The following is a 21,729-nucleotide window of genomic DNA, read 5'->3' on the forward strand; positions in this document are numbered from 1 at the left end:
TGCCGGGCACGGTGTCATCGACATCGACAACGCGGGAAGGAGACGGCCATGCAGCTCGTCCACGATGCTCTCGTCCAGTCGCGTTTCTCGAACACGTTCCCCCGCACCGTCGAAATCCTCTGCCCGCATTGCCTGAAGGAATCGGTCTTCGAGGCCCGTCCATGGCAGGAGCACGGCCGGCAACTGGCGGCCAGCGAACTGGAATGCACGCGTTGCGAGCGCACGGTGCTGTTCGTGCAGCTGCTCGACGCCGACGGCACGAACCAGGCGAACGGGCTGTTCTGCCATCCCGGTTCCGGCGGACGCGAGCCGATGGCGGGCGTCGAGCACCTGCATGCGATGTCGGCGCCGCTCGCGCGCAGCTACGAATCCGCGTTGAAGCTGTACAACCACGCCGAGTGGGGGGCGAGTTCGCTGATCGTGCGACATCTGCTCGGCGGATTGACGGCGCGCATGCTTGCCGACGACAAGGCCGAGCTGTCGCTGACGCGCAAGCTCGAAGCACTGCCGCACGACGTCGACCTGTCGCGACCGTTGCAGGACATCGCGCAGTTGCTCGCGCCCAGCGGCACGTTCGGACGTCAGTTCGAGGACGAGACGACGATCGACAAGGCCAACGCCGAACTGCTGCTCGAACTGGCCGAACAGCTGATCAATTACCTCGTCGTGCTGCCGGGAACGATGGCCGATCTGAAGGCGCGCATCGCGACCGCACCGGTGCCGTTGCGGCGGGGGAGCGGGGTGGCTTGAAGTCCGTCATCCCGGCGAAGGCCGGGATCCAGGCTGTCACGTCATCCGAAGGAAGCAGGCACCTCGACGGAACCGCGTCGGGCCTGGGTCCCGGCGTTCGCCGAAACATTACCGATAGTTAATCCCCCGGAAATCCTCCGGTGAGCCGCGCAGGCGCAGTCTGATCCTGCGGTCGGGGAGGCAGTTCCCGACCGAACGAAGATCCCTCGTCCGAGTCACCCGCGTCTTACCAAGGAGTCACCCCATGAACCTGCGCAAGTCCCTGTTCGCCGTCGCCCTGACCGCACTGGCCGGTTCCGCCCTGGCCGCCCCGCCGAGCACCGCGCCGGCCGCCCCGGCCGCGTCGACCGCCCCGGCCAAGGGCACGGTCTCCAAGCACAAGCACGCCAGCAAGAAGGCAGTCGCTCCCGCCACCAAGAGCGACGCCAAGAAGGGCTGATCCCCATCGTCCCCGGAGCCCGTGCAACGCGGGCGGATACCCCGACGGTGCGCACCGCCGGGGTATCCTTTTTTTGCATTCCGGAGTTCCCATGCGCGTCCTGCTGATCGAAGACGATCCCCACACCGCGGCCTTCATCGGCAAGGGCCTGCGCGAGGACGGCCACACGGTCGAACACGCCGGCGACGGCAAGCAGGGCCTGTTTCTGGCGACGACCGAGAGCTTCGACGCGATCGTGCTCGATCGCATGCTGCCCGCGCTCGACGGCCTGGTGCTGCTGCAGACGCTGCGCGGCGCCGGCAACCGCACGCCGCTGCTGCTGCTCACCGCGCTGGGCGAGGTCGATCACCGCGTCGAAGGCCTGCGCGCCGGCGCCGACGATTACCTGGTCAAACCTTTCGCCTATTCCGAACTGAGCGCGCGCCTGGACAGCATCGTGCGCCGCGAGCGCGAACAGGCGCAGCGCGAACCCACGCGGCTTTCGGTCGGCGAGCTCGAACTCGACCTGCTCGGCCGCGACGCACGCCGCGCCGGCAAACGCATCGAACTGCAGCCGCGCGAATTCCGCCTGCTCGAATACCTGATGCGCCAGGCCGGTCGCGTCGTCACGCGCACGATGCTGCTCGAAGCGGTGTGGGACTACCACTTCGATCCGCAGACCAACGTCATCGACGTGCACATCAGCCGGTTGCGGCAGAAGATCGACCACGGCTTCGAGCGCCCGCTGCTGCACACCGTGCGCGGCGCCGGCTACCGGCTGGGCGAATGACGGGCCCGCTGCGCTCCACCAGCACGCGCCTGGCGCTCGCCGTGATGGGCGCGTTCCTGCTCGCCTTCGTGCTGCTGGGCGCGGGCGTCTACGTCGCCGTGTCCACGCTGCTGCTGCAGGACGCGCGCGAACTGGTGCGCACCGATTCGGCGGGACTGATGCAACTGCAGCGCGACGGCGGGCGCGCCGCACTCGTGCAGGAACTGCGCGATCGCCTCGACGCGCCGGACGATCCCGACGCGGTGTACGCGTTGATCGGCGCGGATGGACGCGTCGAAGTAGGCGATGTTCCCGCGCTGCATGCCGGTCGCGGCGTGCGATGGACGACGTTCGAGCTCGCCGGCGATGCGGTGCCGGGCGACGGCACGCAATCGCGTCGCGTGCTCGCACAGCTGCAGCCGTTGCCGAACGGCGAAACCCTGCTGACCGGGCTGCGGTTGCAGTCGCAGGATCGCTTCCTCGCGCTGATGCTGCGCACGGCGCTGGTGGCGCTGGCGGTCGCGGCGACGCTGGGCGCGCTCGCCGGCTGGCTGACGTCGCGCTGGGTGTCGCACCGGCTCGGCCATCTGGATCGCACCGCCGCGCGCGTGGGTGGCGGCGAACTGGGGCTGCGTGTGCCGCTGGACGGCAGCGGCGACGCGTTCGACCGCCTCGGGCGGCGCTTCAACGCGATGCTCGACCGCATCGAGGAACTGCTCGGCGGCGTGCGCCACGCGACCGACCACATCGCGCACGACCTGCGCACGCCGCTGACGCGGCTGCGCAACCGCCTGGAGGATCTGCGCCATCGCAGCGGCGCGACGCCGGCCGAACGCGCGGCGCTCGACGGCGCCGTGCAGGAAACCGACCACCTGCTCACCACGTTCGGCGCGCTGCTGCGGCTGGCGCGCATCGAAGCGCAGCCGCCGGCAGGCGAGGGACCGGAGCTGGACCTCTCGGCGCTGGCCGCCGACGCCGCCGAGCTCTACACGCCCATCGGCGCCGAGCGATCGGTGCGCCTGGCGCTGTCGCTGGAGCCGGCGCTCGTGCGCGGCGATCGCGACCAGTTGTTCCAGATGCTGGTGAACCTGCTCGACAACGCGCTCAAGTACGCGCCCGAAGGCAGCGAGGTCGGGCTGTCGCTGCATGTGGGCGAGGCCGCCGTTCTGCGCGTGGACGATGGCGGCCCGGGCATTCCCGAAGCCGACCGCGAACGCGTGTTCGACCGGTTCCAGCGGCTGGAATCGCATCGCGGCACGCCGGGAAGCGGTCTGGGGCTGAGCCTGGTGCGGGCGATCGTGCATCGCCACGGCGGCCGGATCGAGCTGATCGACCGCGCGCCGGGCCTGCGTGTGCAGGTGACGCTGCCCTTGGCGGGCGCGCCGGGTCGCATCGCGCCGGCCGAGCCGCTAGAGTAGGGCCATGATCGTGCGTTCCTCCCCGCAGTTCCGAAAAGCCGACCTGGGTTGGCGATGGTGGCCGTTGGCTGCCGTCCGCCCCTCGTTGTCGTCCAAGGAACTGCCGAGTGTTTCCCGCCCCACGCACTGACTCCACGCCGGCCGCATCGGCCGCGTTCCACCCCGAACCCAAGCACCGACCCCGCCGGCCCGCCGCCGCGCGGGATAATCGCGTTGCGTCCAACCCCATGCCGAGCCCGCGCCGATGCTGTTGATGATCGACAACTACGACAGCTTTACCTACAACCTCGTGCAGTACCTGCAGGCGCTGGGCGCCGAGGTGAAGGTGATCCGCAACGACGAGCTGTCCGTCGCGCAGATCGAGGACCTTTCACCCGAGCGCATCGTCGTCTCGCCCGGCCCGTGCACGCCGAACGAGGCGGGCGTGTCGGTGGACGTGATCCGCGAGCTCGGCCCGCGCATCCCGGTGTTCGGCGTGTGCCTGGGGCACCAGAGCCTGGGGCAGGCCTACGGCGGCGACGTCGTGCGCGCCAAGCGGATCATGCACGGCAAGACCTCGCGCATCCGCCACGAAGGCCGCGGCGTGTTCGCCGGGCTGCCCGACGGCTACGAGGCCACGCGCTACCACTCGCTGGTCGTGTCGCGCGAAACGTTGCCCGATTGCCTGGAAATCACCGCCTGGACCGAGGTCGACGGCGAGGACGGCGCGCCCGCCTTCGACGAGATCATGGGCCTGCGCCACCGCGAGCATCCGGTGGAAGGCGTGCAGTTCCACCCCGAGTCGATCCTCACCGAACACGGCCACGCGCTGCTGAAGAACTTCCTGGAGCGATGACCGCCACGCGCACCAGGCGCCCGTTGCGAAACGCCACGGCGTCGGCGCGACAGCTGCTATCGTTTCGGTTTCCCCGGCCCTGAGGCCCGCTCCGTCCCGCCACGCCCCCGATCGCCACGCCCATGCCCATCACCCCGCAAGAAGCCCTGCAACGCACCATCGAGCATCGTGAGATCTTCCACGACGAGATGGTCGAGCTGATGCGCATGATCATGCGCGGCGAAGTCTCGCCGGCGATGACGGCGGCGATCCTGACCGGGCTGCGGGTGAAAAAGGAAACCGTCGGCGAGATCGCCGGCGCGGCGACGGTATTGCGCGAGTTCGCGCGGCCGGTGGAGGTCGCCGATCGCGAGAACCTCGTCGACATCGTCGGCACCGGCGGCGATGGCGCCAACACGTTCAACATTTCCACCGCGAGCATGTTCGTGGTCGCGGCGGCGGGCGCGAAGGTCGCCAAGCACGGCAACCGCAGCGTGTCGTCGAAATCCGGCAGCGCCGATGCGCTCGAAGCGCTGGGCGCATCGATCGAACTGCAGCCCGAACAGGTCGCGCGCTGCATCGAACGGTGCGGCATCGGCTTCATGTTCGCGCCGATCCACCATCCGGCGATGAAGGTCGTCGCGCCTGTGCGCCGCGAAATGGGCGTGCGCACGATGTTCAACATCCTCGGCCCGCTGACCAATCCCGCTGGCGCGCCGAGCATCCTCATGGGCGTGTTCCATCCCGACCTGGTCGGCATCCAGGTGCGCGTGTTGCAGGAACTGGGCGCGAAACGCGCGCTGGTGGTGTGGGGCCGCGACGGCATGGACGAGCTGTCGCTCGGTGCCGGCAGCCTCGTCGGCGAGCTGCGCGACGGCACGGTGCGCGAGTACGAAGTCCATCCGGAGGACTTCGGCATCGCGATGGCCGCCAGCCGCAACCTGCGCGTGAACGACGCGGCCGAATCGAAAATCCTGCTGATGCAGGCGCTGAACGACGAAGCCGGCCTGCCGCGCGAGATCGTCGCGCTCAATGCGGGCGCCGCGATCTACGCCGCCGGCGTCGCCGACAGTATCGCCGAGGGCATCGAGCGCGCGCGTGCGGCGCTGGCCTCCGGCGCGGCGAAGCACAAGCTGGAGGAGTTCGTCGCGACCACGCGCGAACTCGCCGGCGAACCGGTGGGCGCGTGATGGACCACGCCTTCGCCCGCCTGCCCGCGCCGCCGTATTACGCGGTGATCTTCTCCTCGCGCCGCAACGCGCACGATGATGCCGGTTACGGCGAAGCGGCCGAACGCATGGTCGAACTGGCGTCGTCGCAGCCGGGATTCCTCGGCGTGGAATCGACGCGCGGCGCGGACGGGTTCGGCATCACCGTCTCCTACTGGGACAGCGAAGCGTCCATCGCCGCGTGGCGGCAGCACGCCGAACACGCCGCCACGCGTGCGCACGGCCGCGTGCACTGGTACGAACACTACGAACTGCGCGTGGCCAAGGTCGAACGCGCTTACGGCAAGCCCGCAATGCACTCCAAGCCTTCCGAATGAGCGACATCCTCAACACGATCCTGGCCCGCAAGGTCGAGGAGATCCAGCAGCGCAGCCGCGTGCGGCCGCTCGAAGACATGCGCGCCCGTGCGCTGCAGCAGCCGCCCACGCGCGGTTTCGTCGACGCGATCCGCCGCAAGCACGCGGCAGGCGAGGCGGCGGTGATTGCCGAAGTGAAGAAGGCGAGCCCGTCGAAGGGGCTGATCCGCAAGGACTTCCATCCGGCGCAGATCGCGCGCAGCTACGAGGCCGGCGGTGCGGCGTGCCTGTCGGTGCTGACGGACGTCGACTTCTTCCAGGGCAGCAACCTGTACCTGGGCGAGGCGCGCGCCGCGTGCTCGCTGCCGGTGCTGCGCAAGGATTTCACCATCGACCCGTACCAGGTCTACGAAGCGCGCGTGATCGGCGCCGACGCGATCCTGCTGATCGTCGCCGCGCTGGAAGACGGCCAGATGGTCGAGATGGCGAACCTCGCCATGGAGCTCGGCATGGACGTGCTGGTGGAAGTGCACGACATCGACGAACTCGAGCGCGCGCTGCAGACCGACTGCGAGCTCATCGGCGTGAACAACCGCAACCTGCGCACGTTCGAGGTGTCGCTCGACACGACGCTCGAGCTGCAGAACGCCGTACCGCGCGACCGCACGCTGGTGACCGAAAGCGGCATCGCCACGCAGGCCGACGTCGCGAAGATGCGCGCGGCCGGCGTGCAGACCTTCCTGGTCGGCGAATCCTTCATGCGCGAAGCCGAACCCGGCGCCGCGCTGCAGCGCCTGTTCGCCGCATGAGCACGACCGGACCGGTGCCCGAAGGCGTCGACCACCTGCCGGGTGCGGCCGCCGTCGCGACGACGGGCGAGGCCGCCACCGGCAAGCGCCCGTACGCGCCGCTGGTGGTGTTCGACTTCGACCACACGCTGTACGACGGCGACTCCGGCAGCCATCTCGTGCTTTGGCTGATCAAGCGCGACTGGGCGCGCGTCGTGGCCGCGATCGCGCTGTCGCCGCTGCTGCTGCCGCTGATCGCGTGGCTGCCGACGCGCCGCCATGCGATCTCCGTCTACCTGTGGATCGCGACCTTCGGCACCCACCGCCGCCACGACATGGACCGGTTGATCGATCTCTACGTGCGCAAGCACGCGAAGGAGATCCGCGCGCGCCTGCTGCCGATCGCTCTGAAGGTGCTGCAGAAGCATCGCGATGCCGGCGATCGCGTGATCATCGCCACCGGCGCCTCGCCGGAGCTGGCGCGTGCGATCCTCGACTTCGTGGCGCACGAGGACCTGCCGGTGATCGGCAGCATCGGCGGGCCGTTCCTCGGCGGCATGATCACCGTCGAGCACTGCCACCACGAGAACAAGATGCGGATGATCTGGGACGCCGGCTATGACCAGATCGCGGTCGCGTACTCGGACAGCAGCGCGGACCTGCCGCTGCTCAAGGCGGCGCGCAAGCCGGTGGTGGTCAATCCCAAGCGCCGTCGCGTGACGATGTTCCGGCGCGTGTTGCCGCCCGGCACGCCGATCCTCAACTGGGGATGCAAGGAGCGTGGCGGCGACCCCGTACAGGGCTGATCGCCGCGCGCTTCACACGCGTTCGGGCGCGTCCAGGTCCAGGAAGAAATCGCGCAGCGTGTGCTCGGCGTAGTCGCGGAACTCGCCCGCGTCGTAGAAGCGCCCGAAGCAGTTGCTGCAGCTTTCGAACCAGATGTGCGGCTGCTGCGCATCGACCATGCGCACCAGCTGGCGGTCGAAGCAGACCGGGCACTTGATGCGGTCGATGTGGTTGTAGTGCTCGCCGACCTGCGCATCGCCGATGTCCACGCGTTCGGCTTCTGCCTTGAGCAGGCGGTTCTCGCCCATCGTCAGCCACAGGCCCTTGCACTGCGTGCAACGCTGCGACAGCGAGGAGAGGAGCTCGACGGGCTCCATCGGCGAATTGCACTTCGGGCACTGCATGTGGATCCCCCTGATGGTCTGGTCGGTCGTCTGTTCAGTCGCCAAGCGACTTCACGAAACGCATCGACCCGTCCAGATAGCCGCATTGCCGATAGAAGGCGTGCGCGTCGGTGCGGCTGGCATTGCTGGTGACTTCGATGCGTCGCACGCCGTAGCGGCGGCAGATCGATTCGACTTCGCGCAACAGGCGCTTGCCGACGCCTTTCCCCTGTTCTTCCGGCAGCACGACCAGGCCGGTGATGCGCGCCAGCTCGTAGCCGTGGACGACCGAATAGAGCGTGTAGAGCGAGATCAGGCCGCTGGTGTCCCCGTCGATCTCGGCCAGCAGCAGGTGCTGGCGCGGATCGTGGCGGACGACGGCGATGCGTTCGGCGGCTTCGTCCCGGGTGCAGGGATAGCCGAGTTCCCCCAGCAGGCGGGCGACGTCGCTCGCATCGCCCAGTTCGGCCTGGCGCACCCGGGCCGTCACGGCTTCATCGGGTGCGTTGGCCCGGCCCACGCGTCAGCGCGTTCCGTAGAGGACGACCGTCTTGCCGCGCGCGTGCAGCTTGCCGTCGGCCTGGAGCTTCTTGAGCACGCGGCCGGCCATTTCGCGAGAGCAGCCCACCAGGCGCGAGAGCTCCTGGCGCGAGACGCGGATCTGGGTGCCCTGCGGGTGGCTCATGGCCTCCGGCTCCTTGGCCAGGTCGTGCAGGGCGCGGACGATGCGATCGGTCACGTCGAGGAATGCCAGGCGGCCGGCTTTCCTGCTGGTGTCCAGTAAACGACGGGAAATCTGCGCGCCGATGGCGTACAGCAGCTTCGGCGCATCCAGCGACAGGCGGGTCAGCAGCAGGTCGTAGAGGCGCTCGTGGCCGATTTCGGCCAGCTCGCAGGTGCTGCGGGTGCGCAGGATCACTTCCCGCTGGTCGCTGGCGATGAACAGGCCCAGCTCGCCGACGAATTCGCCGGGGCCGAAGTAGCCCAGGACCAGCTCGCGGCCGTCTTCCTCTTCCGTGATGATGCTCACGGAACCGGACACGATGTAGTAAAGCGTGCTCGCCGGGTCGCCCGGGCGGAAGACATCGGTCCGCGACGGGTAGCGACGGCGATGGCAGTGGGCAAGGAAGCGTTCGATCGTTGCACCGTCCGGCAGCAGCGGGCTGTTGGTGCGACGCATGGCAGGTGTGTTTGCAGCCGGGTTTGCGGACATGGTCGTGAAGGTCTTGTGATCGGTCGAGCTTAGGGTGAAGTAACGCATTGGGCAAATATCCGCCCCAGTACGTCACTACCGTGGACTCTAACCTGTGACGGGAAGCAGATTCGGCGGCGTCTTCACGCCGGCCGGCTGAATCGGGCGCCCTGGAGCGCCTCCCGGCGCCACGCGTTCCCCCGTAACGGTTTGTGCCGCATAATCGCGACCCTCCGCCGCCCTCCCGGGATCTCACTGCCGTGGTCAAGCCGTTGCCTCGCCTGAGGTTGCAAGGTTTCAACAACCTCACCAAGGCCCTCTCGTTCAATATTTACGACGTCTGCTTCGCGGCGTCGGAGGACGAGCGTCGTCGTTACATCGAATACATCGACGAGGCGTACAACGCCGACCGTTTGACCCAGATACTGACGGATGTCGCCGAGATCATCGGCGCCAACATCCTCAACATCGCCCGCCAGGACTACGACCCGCAGGGCGCGTCGGTGACCATCCTCATTTCCGAGGAGCCGGTGATCGACAAGAAGGACGCCGGCAAGGAGATCATCTCCGACGCGGTCGTGGCGCACATGGACAAGTCGCACATCACGGTGCACACGTATCCGGAGACGCATCCGGACAACGGCATCGCGACCTTCCGCGCCGACATCGACGTGGCGACATGCGGCGTGATCTCGCCGCTGAAGGCGCTGAACTACCTGATCGAAAGCCTGGAATCCGACATCGTCATCATGGATTACCGGGTGCGCGGCTTCACCCGCGACATCAAGGGCAAGAAGCACTTCATCGACCACAAGATCAATTCGATCCAGGACTACCTGGCGAAGAACATCAAGTCGCGCTACGAGATGATCGACGTGAACGTCTACCAGGAAAACATCTTCCACACGAAGATGCACCTGAAGGAGTTCGACCTCGACACCTACCTGTTCGAGGAAAAGGCCAAGAACCTCTCGTTCAAGGAGCGCATGAAGATCGAGGCGCGCCTGAAGCGCGAGATCGAAGAGCTCTACCACGGGCGCAACCTGGCCGACTGAGGCCATTCTTTGCCGTGATGCAAAAAGGCCCGCAATGCGGGCCTTTTTCATTGCGATAGCGAGTGCGAGTCGGGCGTCAGATCCGGTACGCGACCGCCTTCATTACCTTCGATGCCGCGGCCATCAGCGTCGGCACCGGCTGCGGCAGCACGCGTGCCCCGGCGGCTTCGGCGTGGTCCGCGTGGCGGGCTTCGTCGGCCTTCATCACTTCCAGGATCGCGCGGCTGCGCGCGTCGGCGGGCGGCAGGGAATCCAGGTGCTCGTCGATGTGGGCTTCGACCTGGCGCTCGGTCTCCACGACGAAGCCGAGGTTCCATCCGTCGCCGCGCAGGCCGGCGAGCGCGCCGATCGCGAAGCTGCCCGCGTACCAGACCGGGTTGAGCAGGCTCGGGCGGCTGTCGAGTTCGCGCAGGCGGTCGGCGCACCACGCGAGGTGATCGGTCTCTTCCTGCGCGGCGGCGAGCAGGTGCGCACGCGTCGTCTCGTCGCGCGCCACCGCCGCCTGCCCGCAGTACAGCGCCTGCGCGCAGACTTCGCCGACGTGGTTGATGCGCATCAGGCCGCTCGCGTGGCGGCGTTCGTCGTCGTCAAGTTCGATCTGGGCGACGTCGCGCGACGGATTCGGTCGTTGCGCGCCGGGCGCACCGAAGACGGTGTCGAGCGCGCGCTGGGTGTCGTTGAGGAACCGGTCGAGGGGCGTGAGCTGGCGGGTCGTGTCCATGCCGGCAGTTTACGCGGAGGGGGAAACGGCCTGCGGTGAAGGCGCGGCCTCGATGCACCCGGCCACGAATTCGAGCGGATGCTGCACCGGCACCGACGTCCCGTTGGCCAGGTGCAGGCGGCAGCCGAGGTTCGCGCTGAGCAGCCGCGTGGCGCCGCTTTCCTGCAACTGGCGCAGCAGCGGCGCGCGGAAGGTCGCGGCGCGGGCGGGATCCTCCAGCATCTGCGTGCCGGAGGCGCCGCAGCAGCCGGAGGCGGTCAGTTCCACGATCTCGACGTCCGGCATCGACGACAGCAACGTGCGCAGCGTTGCGGCCGAGCGCACGACGTTACGTTGCGTGCAGGGCAGGTGCAGCGCGATGCGTTCCGGGCAAGCGCGCCACTGCCAGCGTTCGGCGTGCGTCTGCAGCCTGCGCGCAAGGAATTCGATCGCATCGACCGTTCGCGTCGTGCCGCCGTCCAGCGCCTGCGCAACGGCTTCATGGCAGCCGCTCGCGAACGTGAGCACGGTGCCTGTCGACTCGAACGCGGCTTGGTTTCGCTCGGCCAGCCGCTGTGCGCTTTCGATGTCGCCGGCATGCGCGTGCACGCTGCCGCAGCAGGTCTGTCCGGACGGGGTTTCGACGCGAACACCCAACATCGCAAGGCATCGCGCGACCGACTCACGAAGACCGGCTTCGTAGGCGCTCGCAGCGCAGCCGACGAACATCGCGACGCTCTCCTCCGCTGGCGCAAATCCGGTCGCGGCCGGCGGGGCGATGGCAGGCGGCGGCAGGAGGCGCCATTGCGCAGGCAGCCATGCATGGACGCGCCCGTAGGCTCGCAGCAGGGCGCCGAGCAGCGCCGGGCGGGCGACGAGGGCTTCGACCGATTTCTGGCGCCAGCCGGCGGACCGGCGCTCCCGCTGGCGCGACCGCGCCTGGACGAGCAGGGCGCCGTATTGCACGCCGGCGGGGCAGACGGCCTCGCAGCTGCGGCAGCCAAGGCACTGGTCCAGATGTGTCTCGCCCGCCGGGGTAGGCGGGATGGTCTCCAGCGCCCAGGCGCGGGCCAGGGCGATCCGGCCGCGGGGGGATTCGGCCTCGAGCCGGGATTCGGCGTAGGTCGGGCAGGCCGGCAGGCACAATCCGCACTGCACGCAGCGGTCGGCCAGCGCCACCAGAGGATCGTGCGTCGGGTGGGGCAAAGGGGCGGCGGGCGGCATGGCGCGATTCTAGACGGCCCGGAAGGGGCTGAACCCCGCGACTTGCAGCGCCCGGCACAGCCGGCTATCATTCCGCCTCTTCGTTTTAACCCCTCGACAACGCGTGGCGAAGTTCCGCCGGTCCGGCCCTGCCGGAAGCGAGTACGGAACCAGCCCGACCGGAACACCATCAAAGACCAGTCATGAAGACTTTTACCGCCAAGAACGAGACCGTCCAGCGTGACTGGTACGTCGTAGACGCCGAAGGCAAGACCCTCGGCCGCCTCGCTTCCGAGCTCGCCCGCCGTCTGCGCGGCAAGCACAAGCCGGTGTTCACCCCGCACGTGGATACGGGCGACTACCTCATCGTGATCAATGCCGAGAAGGTGGCCGTCACCGGCAAGAAGCTGCAGGACAAGCAGTACCACCGCTTCACCGGCTACATCGGCAACCTCAAGACCGAGACGCTCGCCCAGGCGCTGGAGCGCCATCCGGAGCGCGTCATCGAGATCGCCGTGAAGGGCATGCTGCCGAAGAATCCGCTTGGCCGCGCCATGTACCGCAAGCTCAAGGTCTACAAGGGCTCCGAGCACCCGCACGCCGCCCAGCAGCCGCAGCCGCTGGACTTCTGATCCGGACCCTTTTCTAGAGACATCCCATGGCACTCCAGCAGAATTACGGCACCGGCCGCCGCAAGTCCTCCACCGCCCGCGTTTTCCTGCGCAAGGGCGCTGGCAACATCACCGTCAACCAGCGTCCGCTGGATGAGTTCTTCGGTCGCGAAACCGCGCGCATGATCGTGCGCCAGCCGCTCGAACTCACCCAGTCGACCGACAAGTTCGACGTCGTCGTCACCGTCGCCGGCGGCGGCATCACCGGCCAGGCCGGTGCGATCCGCCTGGGCATCGCCCGCGCGCTGGTCGAGTACGACGAAACCCTGAAGACCGAGCTGCGCAAGGCCGGCTTCATGACCCGCGACGCGCGTGAAGTCGAGCGTAAGAAGGTCGGTCTGCACAAGGCCCGCCGCGCTACGCAGTTCTCGAAGCGCTAATCGTTTTTGGGTTACAATTTGTTTCATAGCCCCGTCGCCAAGCGGTAAGGCACCTGACTCTGACTCAGGCATTCGGTGGTTCGAATCCATCCGGGGCTGCCAGACAAAACAAGAAACCCGCCGAAAGGCGGGTTTTTTGTTGCCTGCAGTTTTTCCATGCCGTGGATCGGGTGCGCCATGCGTCGATCGCCGCGGCAACAGGCGTGCTGTCAGAATCCGGCATCGATTTGCGTTCTGTTCGATGTCTCGCCACGCCGCGCGCAGTCGTTACAATTGAAACCATCGCGCGGCAGCGCTGGAAATCCGGGAGTTTCGATGAAGCTTGGTTCTCTGAAGGAAGGCGGTCGCGACGGCACGTTGATCGTGGTCTCGCGCGATCTTTCGCGCGGCGTGCGTGCCAGCGGCATCGCCGACACGTTGCAGCGTGCGCTTGAAGACTGGTCGAACATCGCGCCGCGCCTCAACGCGCTGTACGACGCGCTCAATGAGGGCAACGCCGAGGGTGCATTCGATCTCGACATGGCGGCGCTCGCCGCACCGTTGCCGCGTGCGTACGAATTCGTCGACGGATCCGCGTATCTCCCGCACGTCGAACGCGTGCGTCGCGCGCGCGGCGCCGAAGTGCCGGAAAGCTTCTACACCGATCCGCTGATGTACCAGGCGGTGAGCGCCGGCTTCTACGGTCCGCGCGATCCGGTGCGCGTGCCGAGCGAGGATTACGGCATCGACCTGGAAGCCGAAGTCGTCGTCGTCACCGACGACGTGCCGATGGCCGCGACGTCCGAACAGGCCGCCTCGCACATTCAGCTCGTCGGCTTGGTGAACGATGTCTCGCTGCGCAACCTCATTCCGAACGAACTCGCCAAGGGCTTCGGTTTCCTGCAGTCCAAGCCGCGTTCGGCGCTGAGCCCGGTGTTCGTGACGCCGGACGAACTCGGCGATGCGTGGCAGGGCAGCAAGGTGCATCTGCCGCTGACCACGCATATCAACGGCGAGTGGTTCGGCGCGCCGGAAGCGGGCGTCGACATGCAGTTCGACTTCTCGCAGCTCGTCGCGCATGCAGCGAAGACGCGCCCGCTGTCGGCCGGCACCATCGTGGGCTCGGGCACGGTCGCCAACGAGGACACGTCGCTGGGCGCGTCGTGCTTTGCCGAGAAGCGCACCGTCGAGACGCTGGAAACCGGCAAGCCGATCACGCCGTTCATGAGTTTCGGCGATACGGTCCGCATCGAAATGCTGTCGCGTGACGGCGAGAGCGTCTTCGGCGCGATCGAGCAGCGCATCGAGAAGGGCGGCAACGCCTGACCACCACCCGTGCACGGCCGCCCGCCGTGCACGGAATCCACCACGTGTTCGCGGGGAACGGCATGGCGGCTGAGCATCTGCGGTTGTACTCGTACTGGCGTTCGAGCGCGGCGTATCGCGTGCGCATCGGGCTCAACCTGAAGTCGCTGCCCTACGAAACGGTGCCGGTGCACCTGATCCGCGACGGCGGCGAGCAGCATTCGGCCGCGTTCAAGCAGGTCAATCCGCAGGAACTCGTGCCCGTGCTGCAGCACGGCGACCGCGTGATGCGGCAGTCGGTCGCCATCCTCGAATACCTCGACGAAACCTGGCCGGAGCCGCCCCTGCTTCCGGCCGCCGCGCGCGACCGCCAGCGCGTCCGCGCGCTGGCGCAGACCATCGCCTGCGACATCCATCCACTCAACAACCTGCGGGTGCTGCAGCATTTCGACCGCAACTGGCACGTGCCGCAGCCCGAACGCGACGCGTGGGTGCAGCACTGGGTGCAGGAAGGCTTCACCGCGCTGGAAGCGATGCTCGCCGACCATCCGTCGACCGGCACCTTCTGCGAAGGCAATTCGCCGACGCTCGCCGACTGCTGCCTGGTTCCGCAGGTCTACAACGCGCGACGCTTCGCGGTGGATCTGTCGAAGTACCCGACGATCACGCGCATCGAGAAGGCGTGCCTGGCGCTGCCGGCCTTCGACGCGGCGCGACCGGAGAAGCAGCCGGACGCGCCGGTGGCGTAGTCCCGATCGAGCGTGCTCCGCTCAACGGCCTGCCGGACAGGCGACGCCGTCATCCAGCGAAAGCTGGAATGCATGTGGCTTTCAAAGAAGGCACCGGCCGATCGCCGGCGCTGCGCAACCCCTCTCCAGATGAGAGGGGTCGGGACATCGGCGCGTTACTGCGTCGCCGTGTCGTAGATTTCCGCGTACGGATCGTGTTCGCCGCTCGAGCCTTCCGAGAGGCGGAACTTGAGCGAGAGGCCTTCGCGGGAGTCGGCGGCCTTGAGTGCCTCTTCCATGTCGATGCGGCCCTCCTTGTAGAGGCGGAACAGGCACTGGTCGAAGGACTCCATGCCTTCCTCCAGCGACTCCTCCATCGCCTGCTTGATCTCGTGCACCTGGCCGCGGCGCATCAGGTCGCGGATGTGCGGCGTGTTGATCAGCACTTCCGCCGCCGGCACGCGGCGGCCGTCGGTGCCGACGACCAGGCGCTGGCTGACCACCGCGCGCAGGTTGAGCGCGAGGTTCATCAGCACGTTCTTGTGCGCCGCCTCCGGGAAGAAGTTGAGGATGCGCTCCAGCGTCTGGTCGGCGTTGTTGGAGTGCAGCGTCGCCAGGCACAGGTGGCCGGTTTCGGCGAAGGCGATCGCCGCCTCCATCGTCGTGGCATCGAGGATTTCGCCGATGAGGATGACGTCCGGCGCCTCGCGCATCGCGTTCTTCAGCGCGTTGTGGAAGGCGTGCGTGTCCAGGCCGACCTCGCGCTGGTTCACGATCGACTTCTTGTGCTTGTGCAGGTACTCGATCGGATCCTCGATGGTGAGGATGTGGCCCGAGATGTTGCTGTTGCGGTAGTCGATCATCGACGCAAGCGTGGTCGACTTGCCCGAACCGGTGGAGCCGACGATCAGCACCAGGCCGCGCGGGGCCATGATGATGTCCTTCAGCACCTGCGGCAGCTGCAGTTCCTCGATCGACGGAATCACGCTGCGGATGGCGCGGATCACCATGCCGACTTCGCCGCGCTGCTTGAATACGTTGATGCGGAAGCGGCCGGCTTCGGGCAGGGCGAGCGCCATGTTCAGCTCGAGGTCACGCTCGAAAAGCGGAACCTGGCCCTCGTCCATCAGCGAATAGGCGATCTTCTTGACCATGCCCGGAGGCAGGCCGGTATTGCCGAGGGGGTAGAGCTTGCCTTCGACCTTGATATAAACCGGTGCGCCCGTCGTCAGGAACATGTCCGACGCGTTCTTTTCCGTCATCAGCTTCAGGAAATAGCCGATGTCCATGCAAGCAACCCCTATTCTTGCGCCCTCACGCCCGGAACCCATCCCGTTGCAAGCGCGGCGGCGGCTTTACGACAATGGCCGGGCACCAATCACAGGCACGGCCTCCCCAATGCGTCCAAGCTTCGCACAAATCCGATTTCCGCTGCTGGCTGCAGTTCTCGCTTCCGCACTCTGCTCGTGCGCGTCGCTGCCCCCGCCGACCGGTGAGCTGGCTTCGGCCCGGCAGGCCGTGACCCGCGCCGAAGACGCCGACGCCGACCAGTACGCGCCGCAGGAACTGGGCACCGCCCGCACCGAGCTGTCGCAGGCCCAGGCCGCGATGAGCGGTGGCGACCAGGACGAGGCGCGCCGCCTCTCGCTGTCCGCCGCCGCCGATGCCGACCTTGCCTACGCCAGGAGCCGCGAGGCGCTGGCGACGGCCGAACTCAACCAGCGTCGCGCGGAAGTCGAAGAGCTGCGCCGCCGTCTCCAGGAGGCCCAGCCGTGAACCTTCGTCCGATGATCCTCACGGCCGCGCTGGCCGCGTGCTTCGCCGCCGCGCCCGCCGTTGCCGCCGACAACCCCGACGCCGCCCGGCTGTCGCAACGCCTGACCGCACTCGACGCCGATTCCACGCTCAACACCTTCGCCGCCTACGAGCGACTCCAGGCCCGTCAGGCCGTGAGCACGCTCGACCAGGCCGCCAAGCGCGACCGCCCCGGCGCGCTGTACGTGGCCGAGCGCCGCGTCGCGATCGCCGAATCGGCCGCGCGCACGCAGGCGATGCAGCGCCAGGTCGACCAGCTCGATCGCGAGCGGGCCGAACTGCTGGTCGAAGCGAGCCAGCGCGATGCCGCCCGCGCTCGTGCGGAGAACGAACGCCTGCGCCTGCAGGCCCAGATGCAGGCCGAGGAGGCGGAGCGCCTGCGCCAGCAGAGCGAGGCTGACGCGGTGGCGATGCAGGACGTCGAGAGCGCGCTGAAGGGCGTCGCCGGTGCCCAGACGGCGCGCCTCAACGCGGCGCGTGATCGTCAGGCCAAGCTGGCCCGCGAGGAGGCCGAACTGGTGACCGGCGGCAAGCTGCCGACCGCCAGGCGCGACAGCCGCGGCGAGGTCTTCGCCCTCGACAAGGGCAGCTTCGGCTCCGGCAAGGCGACCCTCGGCAGCGGTGCGCAGACCACCGTCAAGACGGTCGCCGCCTATGCGCAGGCTTCGTCCTCGCCCGGCGTGCGGGTCGATGTCACCGCGGCGGATGCCAAGCTTGCGCAGCGTCGGGCCGAGGCCGTCCGCGACGCACTCGTCGCCGGTGGCTGGCCTCAGGGCCAGGTGCAGGTGAACGGCAAGGCTGGCAAGGCCGACCGCACCGAGCTGGTCGTTCAGTCCAAGTAAATCAATTTGAATCAACGACTTGCATGATACCCGCGGAAGCGCGGCCCCGGCCGCCTTCCGCTCGTCGCGACCTTCACGACGCAGCTCACATCCCGTCCCCGGCGCCCTTGCCGACCCCGGTTCGGAAGAGTAGGGTCGGTACTCCAAGCGGCCTGTTTTCCGCTTGGCGATGAGCCTGGTCGATGACGTCAACGCCCCTTTCGAAGGACCCTGCAGCCCCACGTCAGTACGGGGCCGGTCCTTGTGAGGCCGCCGACCCCGACCTGCTCTCCATGACCCCGCACGACGCCCTGGTCCTTCGAGGACCGGGGCGTTTTCGTCTGCGGGGCCTTCCGCACGGGCCTCGGCCATGGGCCGGGGCTTCCTTACCCGCTGAAGGAGGCTCTACATGTTCGAAGAACGACCGCAGCCGGAAATCGAGGCGCTGATGAAGGCCAACCCGGAATTCAAGCAGCTCTATCAACGCCACAAGGATCTCGACAAGAGAGTGATGGACGCCGAACTGGGCGTGCTACCGATCGACGACATCACCCTGGCGCAGATGAAGCGCGAAAAACTGGCTGCGAAGGACCGCCTGGTCCGCATGTACGACCTGCAACGCCACTGACGACGACCTCTTTCCTCGCCGCGGGCGGCGACTTCCTCGTCGGTCTCTCCGCCCGCGTCTCCTGAGAACCGGGGCGGCTGCGCCCAGCAGCCGCCCCGGTGCGAAGGATCCCTCCCTCCCCGAAGGCGCCCGCATGGCCGGGCGCCCCTTCGTGCGCGCCGATCGCGTCGCCTGCGGCCAGTGGCGGCGCGCCGCACTTTCCGCGCTTCACGCCGGGCTCTTACACTGCCCGCATGAGCATCCATCAATCCGTACTCGAACTGATCGGCGACACGCCGATCATCAAGGCGCAGCGCCTGGACACCGGCGTCTGCGAGCTCTACCTCAAGCTCGAATCGCAGAACCCGGGCGGCTCCATCAAGGACCGGATCGGCCTGTCGATGATCGAAGCGGCCGAGAAGGCCGGGAAGATCCGTCCCGGCGACACGCTCGTCGAAGGCACCGCCGGCAACACCGGCATCGGCCTGGCGCTGGTCGCGCAGCAGAAGGGCTACAAGCTCATCCTCGTCGTGCCCGACAAGATGAGCCGCGAGAAGATCTTCAACCTCAAGGCGATGGGCGCGCAGGTCGTGCTCACGCGTTCGGATGTCGCCAAGGGCCATCCCGACTACTACCAGGACCTCGCCGAGCGCCTCGCGCGCGAAACGCCGGGCGCCTACTTCATCAACCAGTTCGGCAACCCCGACAACCCGGCCGCGCACGAGTTCGGCACGGGCCCGGAAATCCTGCGCCAGATGGCCGACGTCGGCGGCCTGGACGCGATCGTCTTCGGCTGCGGCAGCTCCGGCACGATGACCGGCCTGTCGCGCTGCTTCGCGAAGGAGTCGCCCGGGACCGAACTGATCCTCGCCGATCCAGTCGGCTCGATCCTCGAGGAATACATCAACCGCGGCACGCTGTCGGACAAGTCGGCCAGCTGGATGGTGGAAGGCATCGGCGAGGATTTCCTTCCGCCGATTTCCGACTTCACCCGGGTGAAGAAGGCCTACGCGATCAGCGACAAGGAAAGCTTCCTCACCGCGCGCGAGCTGCTGGAAAAAGAGGGCATCCTCGGCGGTTCGTCGACCGGCACGCTGCTCGCCGCGGCGCTGAAGTACTGCCGCGAGCAGACCACGCCGAAGAAGGTGCTGGTGTTCGTCTGCGACACGGGCAACAAGTACCTGTCGAAGATGTACAACGACTACTGGATGCTGGACAACGGCTTCCTCGCGCGCCAGTCGTCGGGCGACCTGCGCGACCTGATCCTGCGTCCGTTCTCGCAACGTGACACGGTCGTCGTCGGTCCGAACGACCTGCTGGTCACCGCCTATCAGCGCATGAAGCTGTACGACGTCTCGCAGCTGCCGGTGATGGATGGCGACAACATCGTCGGCATCGTCGACGAGAGCGACGTGCTGCTGCACGTGTACGGCGACGAGTCGCGCTTCCGCGATCCGGTGTCGACCGCGATGGTGAGCAAGCTCGACAAGATCGATGTGCGTTCGCCGATCGAATCGCTGCTGCCGGTGTTCGATCGCGGCCATGTCGCGATCGTCGTCGACGGCGAGAAGTTCATCGGCCTGATCACGCGCATCGACCTGCTCAATTACCTGCGCAGGCGCGTGCAGTGATGAACGCCGCGGCGTCCGCGCACTGGTTGCCGGGCGACCGCCTGCCGGACGTCTGCCTGCGCGCGGACGACGGCACCAGCCGCACGTTGCACGCCGAATTCGCGGGGCGGCCGCTGTGGATCGCGACGCCTGTCGACGCGGCGTCGGCAGCACGCCTTCCGCGTCCGCCCGACGGCGTGATCGCGCTTTGCGTCGGCCCCGCCGTGCCAGAAGGTGCCGCGTCGGGCTGGCAATCGGCCGCCGCAGATCCGCGCTGGTGCGCGGGTCTCGGCATCGGCCTGTTCTGGCAGGCCGATGCGAACCTGCGATTGCAGACGTCGCAGCCGCTGCCGATCAACGAAGCGCCAAAGGTGGCCGCTGACGTGGACGCGCTGCGCGGCGAACAGACGTTCGCGATCGCGCCAGTGCTGCAGATTCCAGACGTATTCGAGCCGGACCTGTGCGCGGCGTTGATCCGCCATCTCGAAGTGGACTGCGCCGGCGGCGACGTGTCCGCGGTGCTGGTGATGCAGGACGGCGAACAGCGGCTGCAGGTCGATCCCGACATCAAGCAGCGTCGTGAGGTGATTCCGCGCGACGCGCAGCTCGAAGCGCGCATGCACGAGCGCCTGATGCGGCGCGCGCTCCCCGAGATCGTGCGCGTGTTCAATTTCGAGGTGCGCCGGCGCGATCCGTTCAAGCTGCTCGCGTATCCGGAAAACGCGGGCTACTTCCGCGCACATCGCGACAACGAGACGCCCGATGTCGCGCATCGACGCTTCGCACTGTCGGTGAACCTCAACCAGGGCGATTACGCCGGCGGGGAGTTCCGTTACCCCGAATTCGGTCCGCATCTGTTTTCACCACCGACGGGCGCCGCGCTGGTGTTCTCGTGTTCGATGCTGCACGAGGTGCGGCCGGTCGAGCGCGGCACGCGTTACGCGATGACCACGTTCCTGGCCTGATCAGCCGCGCGGCTGCAGGCGAGGGGCGAAGTAAGCCTCATCGCCGATGCCTTCCAACGTCGCCTCCGCCCACCGCATGCCTTCGGCGATACCGTCGGCGTGCTTTTCCGCGGCAGCGCTGAGTTCGCGCCGGCGCGCGTTCGAATCGAAATGCGCGTCCCCGTCCTTGGCGTAGCGGCTGAGCAGTTGCGAGGCCTTGATGCGTTGCGCCCAGTCGCCGGGCACGTCCAGGCCGTAATGCGCTGCCAGGTGCGCAACGGCCGGGGCGGGGTCGCGCAATACGTCCGCGAAGTCGAGGTCGATCAGGCGCCCGGCTAACGCCGGATCGGTCGCCAGCGTGCGCCAGCGCAGTTGTTCGACCAGCCAGGCGCGGGCAAGGCGCGCGTCGTCGGTGTCGGCCGACGGAAGATCGGGCTGGCGCGCCAGCCGCAACGGTTCGGTGGAAAGCGGGCCGTCGATGAGGCGCGGGTCGCGGAGCATCGTCGCAAGCCAGGTGTGCAGGTCCACCCAGAGCAGGCAGGCGCGGCCGGTGGCGGGAAGCAGGCGGTCGGCGATCGTCGTGACCACGCTGGTCGGCTTGACGATCACGGCCCGGCTGTCGGCGAAGCCGCGCGCGAGCGATGCCAGGACCGGGGCTTCCCACGTCGCGGCGACCGGGTTGTCGCGTTCGTGCGCCAGCGTAAGCAGCGGCAGGGGCTCGCGCACCCCAAGTACGCCAGGCACCAGGTCCAGCAGGCGGCTCACCAGCGACGAACCGCAGTGGCCGATGTGGAAGAGCCAGTGCACGTCGCGCAGCGGCGGGCTCGGGTCGAGCGCGGCGGCGAGTTCCGCCTGGTCGACGACCCAGCCGGAGACGTCGGGGCGGTTCAGCGCGCGCTGGTCGAGGAAGCTGGCGCGCCGGTAGTCCTCTGCGTCGAAATGCAGCACCCAGGCACGGTCCTGCGCCGTGTCGAACGCGAACAGCGGATAGGCGGCACTGCGACTGAAATCCGGCGGCAAACGCCTGGGGCGGTTCATGGGCGGTGCTAGAATCGGCGACCGCCCATG

General features: G+C 67.8%; 26 protein-coding genes and 1 tRNA gene. 20 read left to right on the forward strand and 7 right to left on the reverse strand.

Annotation, left to right across the window (positions count from 1 at the left end; translation table 11 throughout):
* Positions 1 to 48: 48 nt before the first annotated feature.
* The 9 genes from DX912_RS04680 to DX912_RS04720 all read left to right on the forward strand — a co-directional run bounded on the left by DX912_RS04680 (position 49) and on the right by DX912_RS04720 (position 7,288).
* Positions 49 to 750, forward strand: coding sequence for a hypothetical protein (locus DX912_RS04680; protein WP_115841309.1), 702 nt, complete (start codon positions 49 to 51; stop codon positions 748 to 750).
* Positions 751 to 994: 244 nt separating this feature from the next.
* On the forward strand, positions 995 to 1,189 hold the full coding sequence (locus DX912_RS04685) for a hypothetical protein (protein WP_115841310.1): 195 nt from the start codon (positions 995 to 997) through the stop codon (positions 1,187 to 1,189).
* Positions 1,190 to 1,280: 91 nt separating this feature from the next.
* The gene (locus DX912_RS04690; protein WP_115841311.1) at positions 1,281 to 1,958 is read left to right on the forward strand and encodes a winged helix-turn-helix domain-containing protein; all 678 of its coding nucleotides are present in this window, start codon (positions 1,281 to 1,283) and stop codon (positions 1,956 to 1,958) included.
* Positions 1,955 to 3,355 (forward strand): sensor histidine kinase, encoded by a 1,401-nt coding sequence (locus DX912_RS04695; RefSeq protein ID WP_115841312.1) that lies wholly within the window; start codon positions 1,955 to 1,957, stop codon positions 3,353 to 3,355. Before DX912_RS04690 ends, DX912_RS04695 begins: the two co-directional genes overlap by 4 nt.
* A 244-nt stretch (positions 3,356 to 3,599) precedes the next feature.
* Positions 3,600 to 4,190, forward strand: a complete 591-nt coding sequence (locus DX912_RS04700) for an anthranilate synthase component II (RefSeq protein WP_115841313.1) — start codon at positions 3,600 to 3,602, stop codon at positions 4,188 to 4,190.
* Between the two features lie 122 nt (positions 4,191 to 4,312).
* Positions 4,313 to 5,359 carry an anthranilate phosphoribosyltransferase gene (trpD, locus tag DX912_RS04705; protein WP_115841314.1) on the forward strand — a complete coding sequence of 349 codons (1,047 nt, stop codon included), beginning with the start codon at positions 4,313 to 4,315 and terminating at the stop codon, positions 5,357 to 5,359.
* Entirely contained in the window at positions 5,359 to 5,715 is a 357-nt protein-coding gene (locus tag DX912_RS04710) for an antibiotic biosynthesis monooxygenase family protein (RefSeq protein WP_115841315.1), read from the forward strand. The genes trpD and DX912_RS04710 overlap by 1 nt, the downstream gene beginning before the upstream one ends.
* Positions 5,712 to 6,503, forward strand: a complete 792-nt coding sequence (gene trpC / locus DX912_RS04715) for an indole-3-glycerol phosphate synthase TrpC (RefSeq protein ID WP_115841316.1) — start codon at positions 5,712 to 5,714, stop codon at positions 6,501 to 6,503. Before DX912_RS04710 ends, trpC begins: the two co-directional genes overlap by 4 nt.
* Positions 6,500 to 7,288: a haloacid dehalogenase-like hydrolase gene (locus tag DX912_RS04720; RefSeq protein ID WP_115841317.1), complete on the forward strand. Its 789-nt coding sequence runs from the start codon at positions 6,500 to 6,502 to the stop codon at positions 7,286 to 7,288. Before trpC ends, DX912_RS04720 begins: the two co-directional genes overlap by 4 nt.
* A gap of 12 nt (positions 7,289 to 7,300) precedes the next feature.
* On the opposite strand, the gene DX912_RS04725 is transcribed toward DX912_RS04720, so the two are convergent.
* Genes DX912_RS04725 through crp form a run of 3 tightly spaced genes read right to left on the reverse strand, consistent with a single transcriptional unit; the run spans position 7,301 to position 8,831 of the window.
* The gene (locus tag DX912_RS04725; protein ID WP_115841318.1) at positions 7,301 to 7,672 is read right to left on the reverse strand and encodes a zf-TFIIB domain-containing protein; all 372 of its coding nucleotides are present in this window, start codon (positions 7,670 to 7,672) and stop codon (positions 7,301 to 7,303) included.
* A 34-nt stretch (positions 7,673 to 7,706) separates the two neighbouring features.
* Complete coding sequence (locus DX912_RS04730; protein ID WP_325050559.1) at positions 7,707 to 8,141, reverse strand: GNAT family N-acetyltransferase; 435 nt, start codon at positions 8,139 to 8,141, stop codon at positions 7,707 to 7,709.
* 33 nt (positions 8,142 to 8,174) lie between these two features.
* On the reverse strand, positions 8,175 to 8,831 hold the full coding sequence (gene crp / locus DX912_RS04735) for a cAMP-activated global transcriptional regulator CRP (RefSeq protein ID WP_232338648.1): 657 nt from the start codon (positions 8,829 to 8,831) through the stop codon (positions 8,175 to 8,177).
* 272 nt (positions 8,832 to 9,103) lie between these two features.
* Between crp and speD the strand changes: the two genes are divergently transcribed.
* Positions 9,104 to 9,898 carry an adenosylmethionine decarboxylase gene (gene speD / locus DX912_RS04740; protein WP_115841320.1) on the forward strand — a complete coding sequence of 265 codons (795 nt, stop codon included), beginning with the start codon at positions 9,104 to 9,106 and terminating at the stop codon, positions 9,896 to 9,898.
* 76 nt (positions 9,899 to 9,974) lie between these two features.
* Here the strand turns inward: speD and coq7 are convergent, their stop codons facing one another.
* Entirely contained in the window at positions 9,975 to 10,619 is a 645-nt protein-coding gene (gene coq7, locus DX912_RS04745) for a 2-polyprenyl-3-methyl-6-methoxy-1,4-benzoquinone monooxygenase (protein WP_115841321.1), read from the reverse strand.
* Between the two features lie 9 nt (positions 10,620 to 10,628).
* The gene (locus tag DX912_RS04750) at positions 10,629 to 11,822 is read right to left on the reverse strand and encodes a (Fe-S)-binding protein (protein WP_115841322.1); all 1,194 of its coding nucleotides are present in this window, start codon (positions 11,820 to 11,822) and stop codon (positions 10,629 to 10,631) included.
* Positions 11,823 to 12,004: 182 nt separating this feature from the next.
* Here DX912_RS04750 and rplM point away from each other — a divergent pair, with 182 nt between their 5' ends.
* The 5 genes from rplM (at position 12,005) to maiA (ending at position 14,885) form a co-directional block, all read left to right on the forward strand.
* Positions 12,005 to 12,433 (forward strand): 50S ribosomal protein L13, encoded by a 429-nt coding sequence (gene rplM / locus DX912_RS04755; RefSeq protein ID WP_115841323.1) that lies wholly within the window; start codon positions 12,005 to 12,007, stop codon positions 12,431 to 12,433.
* 26 nt (positions 12,434 to 12,459) lie between these two features.
* Positions 12,460 to 12,852, forward strand: a complete 393-nt coding sequence (gene rpsI / locus DX912_RS04760; protein ID WP_115841324.1) for a 30S ribosomal protein S9 — start codon at positions 12,460 to 12,462, stop codon at positions 12,850 to 12,852.
* A gap of 27 nt (positions 12,853 to 12,879) precedes the next feature.
* Positions 12,880 to 12,954, forward strand: a tRNA-Gln gene (locus DX912_RS04765).
* 213 nt (positions 12,955 to 13,167) lie between these two features.
* Positions 13,168 to 14,157, forward strand: a complete 990-nt coding sequence (locus DX912_RS04770) for a fumarylacetoacetate hydrolase family protein (RefSeq protein WP_115841325.1) — start codon at positions 13,168 to 13,170, stop codon at positions 14,155 to 14,157.
* Positions 14,158 to 14,219: 62 nt separating this feature from the next.
* Positions 14,220 to 14,885: a maleylacetoacetate isomerase gene (maiA, locus tag DX912_RS04775; RefSeq protein ID WP_115841326.1), complete on the forward strand. Its 666-nt coding sequence runs from the start codon at positions 14,220 to 14,222 to the stop codon at positions 14,883 to 14,885.
* A 155-nt stretch (positions 14,886 to 15,040) separates the two neighbouring features.
* Here the strand turns inward: maiA and DX912_RS04780 are convergent, their stop codons facing one another.
* A complete protein-coding gene (locus tag DX912_RS04780) occupies positions 15,041 to 16,153 on the reverse strand; it encodes a PilT/PilU family type 4a pilus ATPase (protein WP_115841327.1) in 1,113 nt (370 codons plus the stop codon).
* Between the two features lie 109 nt (positions 16,154 to 16,262).
* On the opposite strand from DX912_RS04780, the gene DX912_RS04785 reads away from it, so the two are divergent.
* The 5 genes from DX912_RS04785 to DX912_RS04805 all read left to right on the forward strand — a co-directional run bounded on the left by DX912_RS04785 (position 16,263) and on the right by DX912_RS04805 (position 20,682).
* Entirely contained in the window at positions 16,263 to 16,640 is a 378-nt protein-coding gene (locus DX912_RS04785) for a DUF4398 domain-containing protein (protein WP_115841328.1), read from the forward strand.
* Entirely contained in the window at positions 16,637 to 17,521 is an 885-nt protein-coding gene (locus tag DX912_RS04790; RefSeq protein ID WP_181902706.1) for an OmpA family protein, read from the forward strand. The genes DX912_RS04785 and DX912_RS04790 overlap by 4 nt, the downstream gene beginning before the upstream one ends.
* A 388-nt stretch (positions 17,522 to 17,909) precedes the next feature.
* Positions 17,910 to 18,128, forward strand: a complete 219-nt coding sequence (locus tag DX912_RS04795) for an HP1242/YdcH family protein (RefSeq protein WP_115841330.1) — start codon at positions 17,910 to 17,912, stop codon at positions 18,126 to 18,128.
* 233 nt (positions 18,129 to 18,361) lie between these two features.
* Positions 18,362 to 19,738, forward strand: a complete 1,377-nt coding sequence (locus DX912_RS04800; protein WP_115841331.1) for a pyridoxal-phosphate dependent enzyme — start codon at positions 18,362 to 18,364, stop codon at positions 19,736 to 19,738.
* Positions 19,738 to 20,682 carry a 2OG-Fe(II) oxygenase family protein gene (locus tag DX912_RS04805; protein ID WP_115841332.1) on the forward strand — a complete coding sequence of 315 codons (945 nt, stop codon included), beginning with the start codon at positions 19,738 to 19,740 and terminating at the stop codon, positions 20,680 to 20,682. Before DX912_RS04800 ends, DX912_RS04805 begins: the two co-directional genes overlap by 1 nt.
* On the opposite strand, the gene DX912_RS04810 is transcribed toward DX912_RS04805, so the two are convergent.
* Complete coding sequence (locus DX912_RS04810) at positions 20,683 to 21,699, reverse strand: hypothetical protein (RefSeq protein WP_147298564.1); 1,017 nt, start codon at positions 21,697 to 21,699, stop codon at positions 20,683 to 20,685.
* Positions 21,700 to 21,729: the final 30 nt, after the last annotated feature.

Origin of the sequence: Lysobacter soli, from assembly GCF_003382285.1 — a bacterium.
GTDB lineage: Bacteria > Pseudomonadota > Gammaproteobacteria > Xanthomonadales > Xanthomonadaceae > Lysobacter_J > Lysobacter_J soli.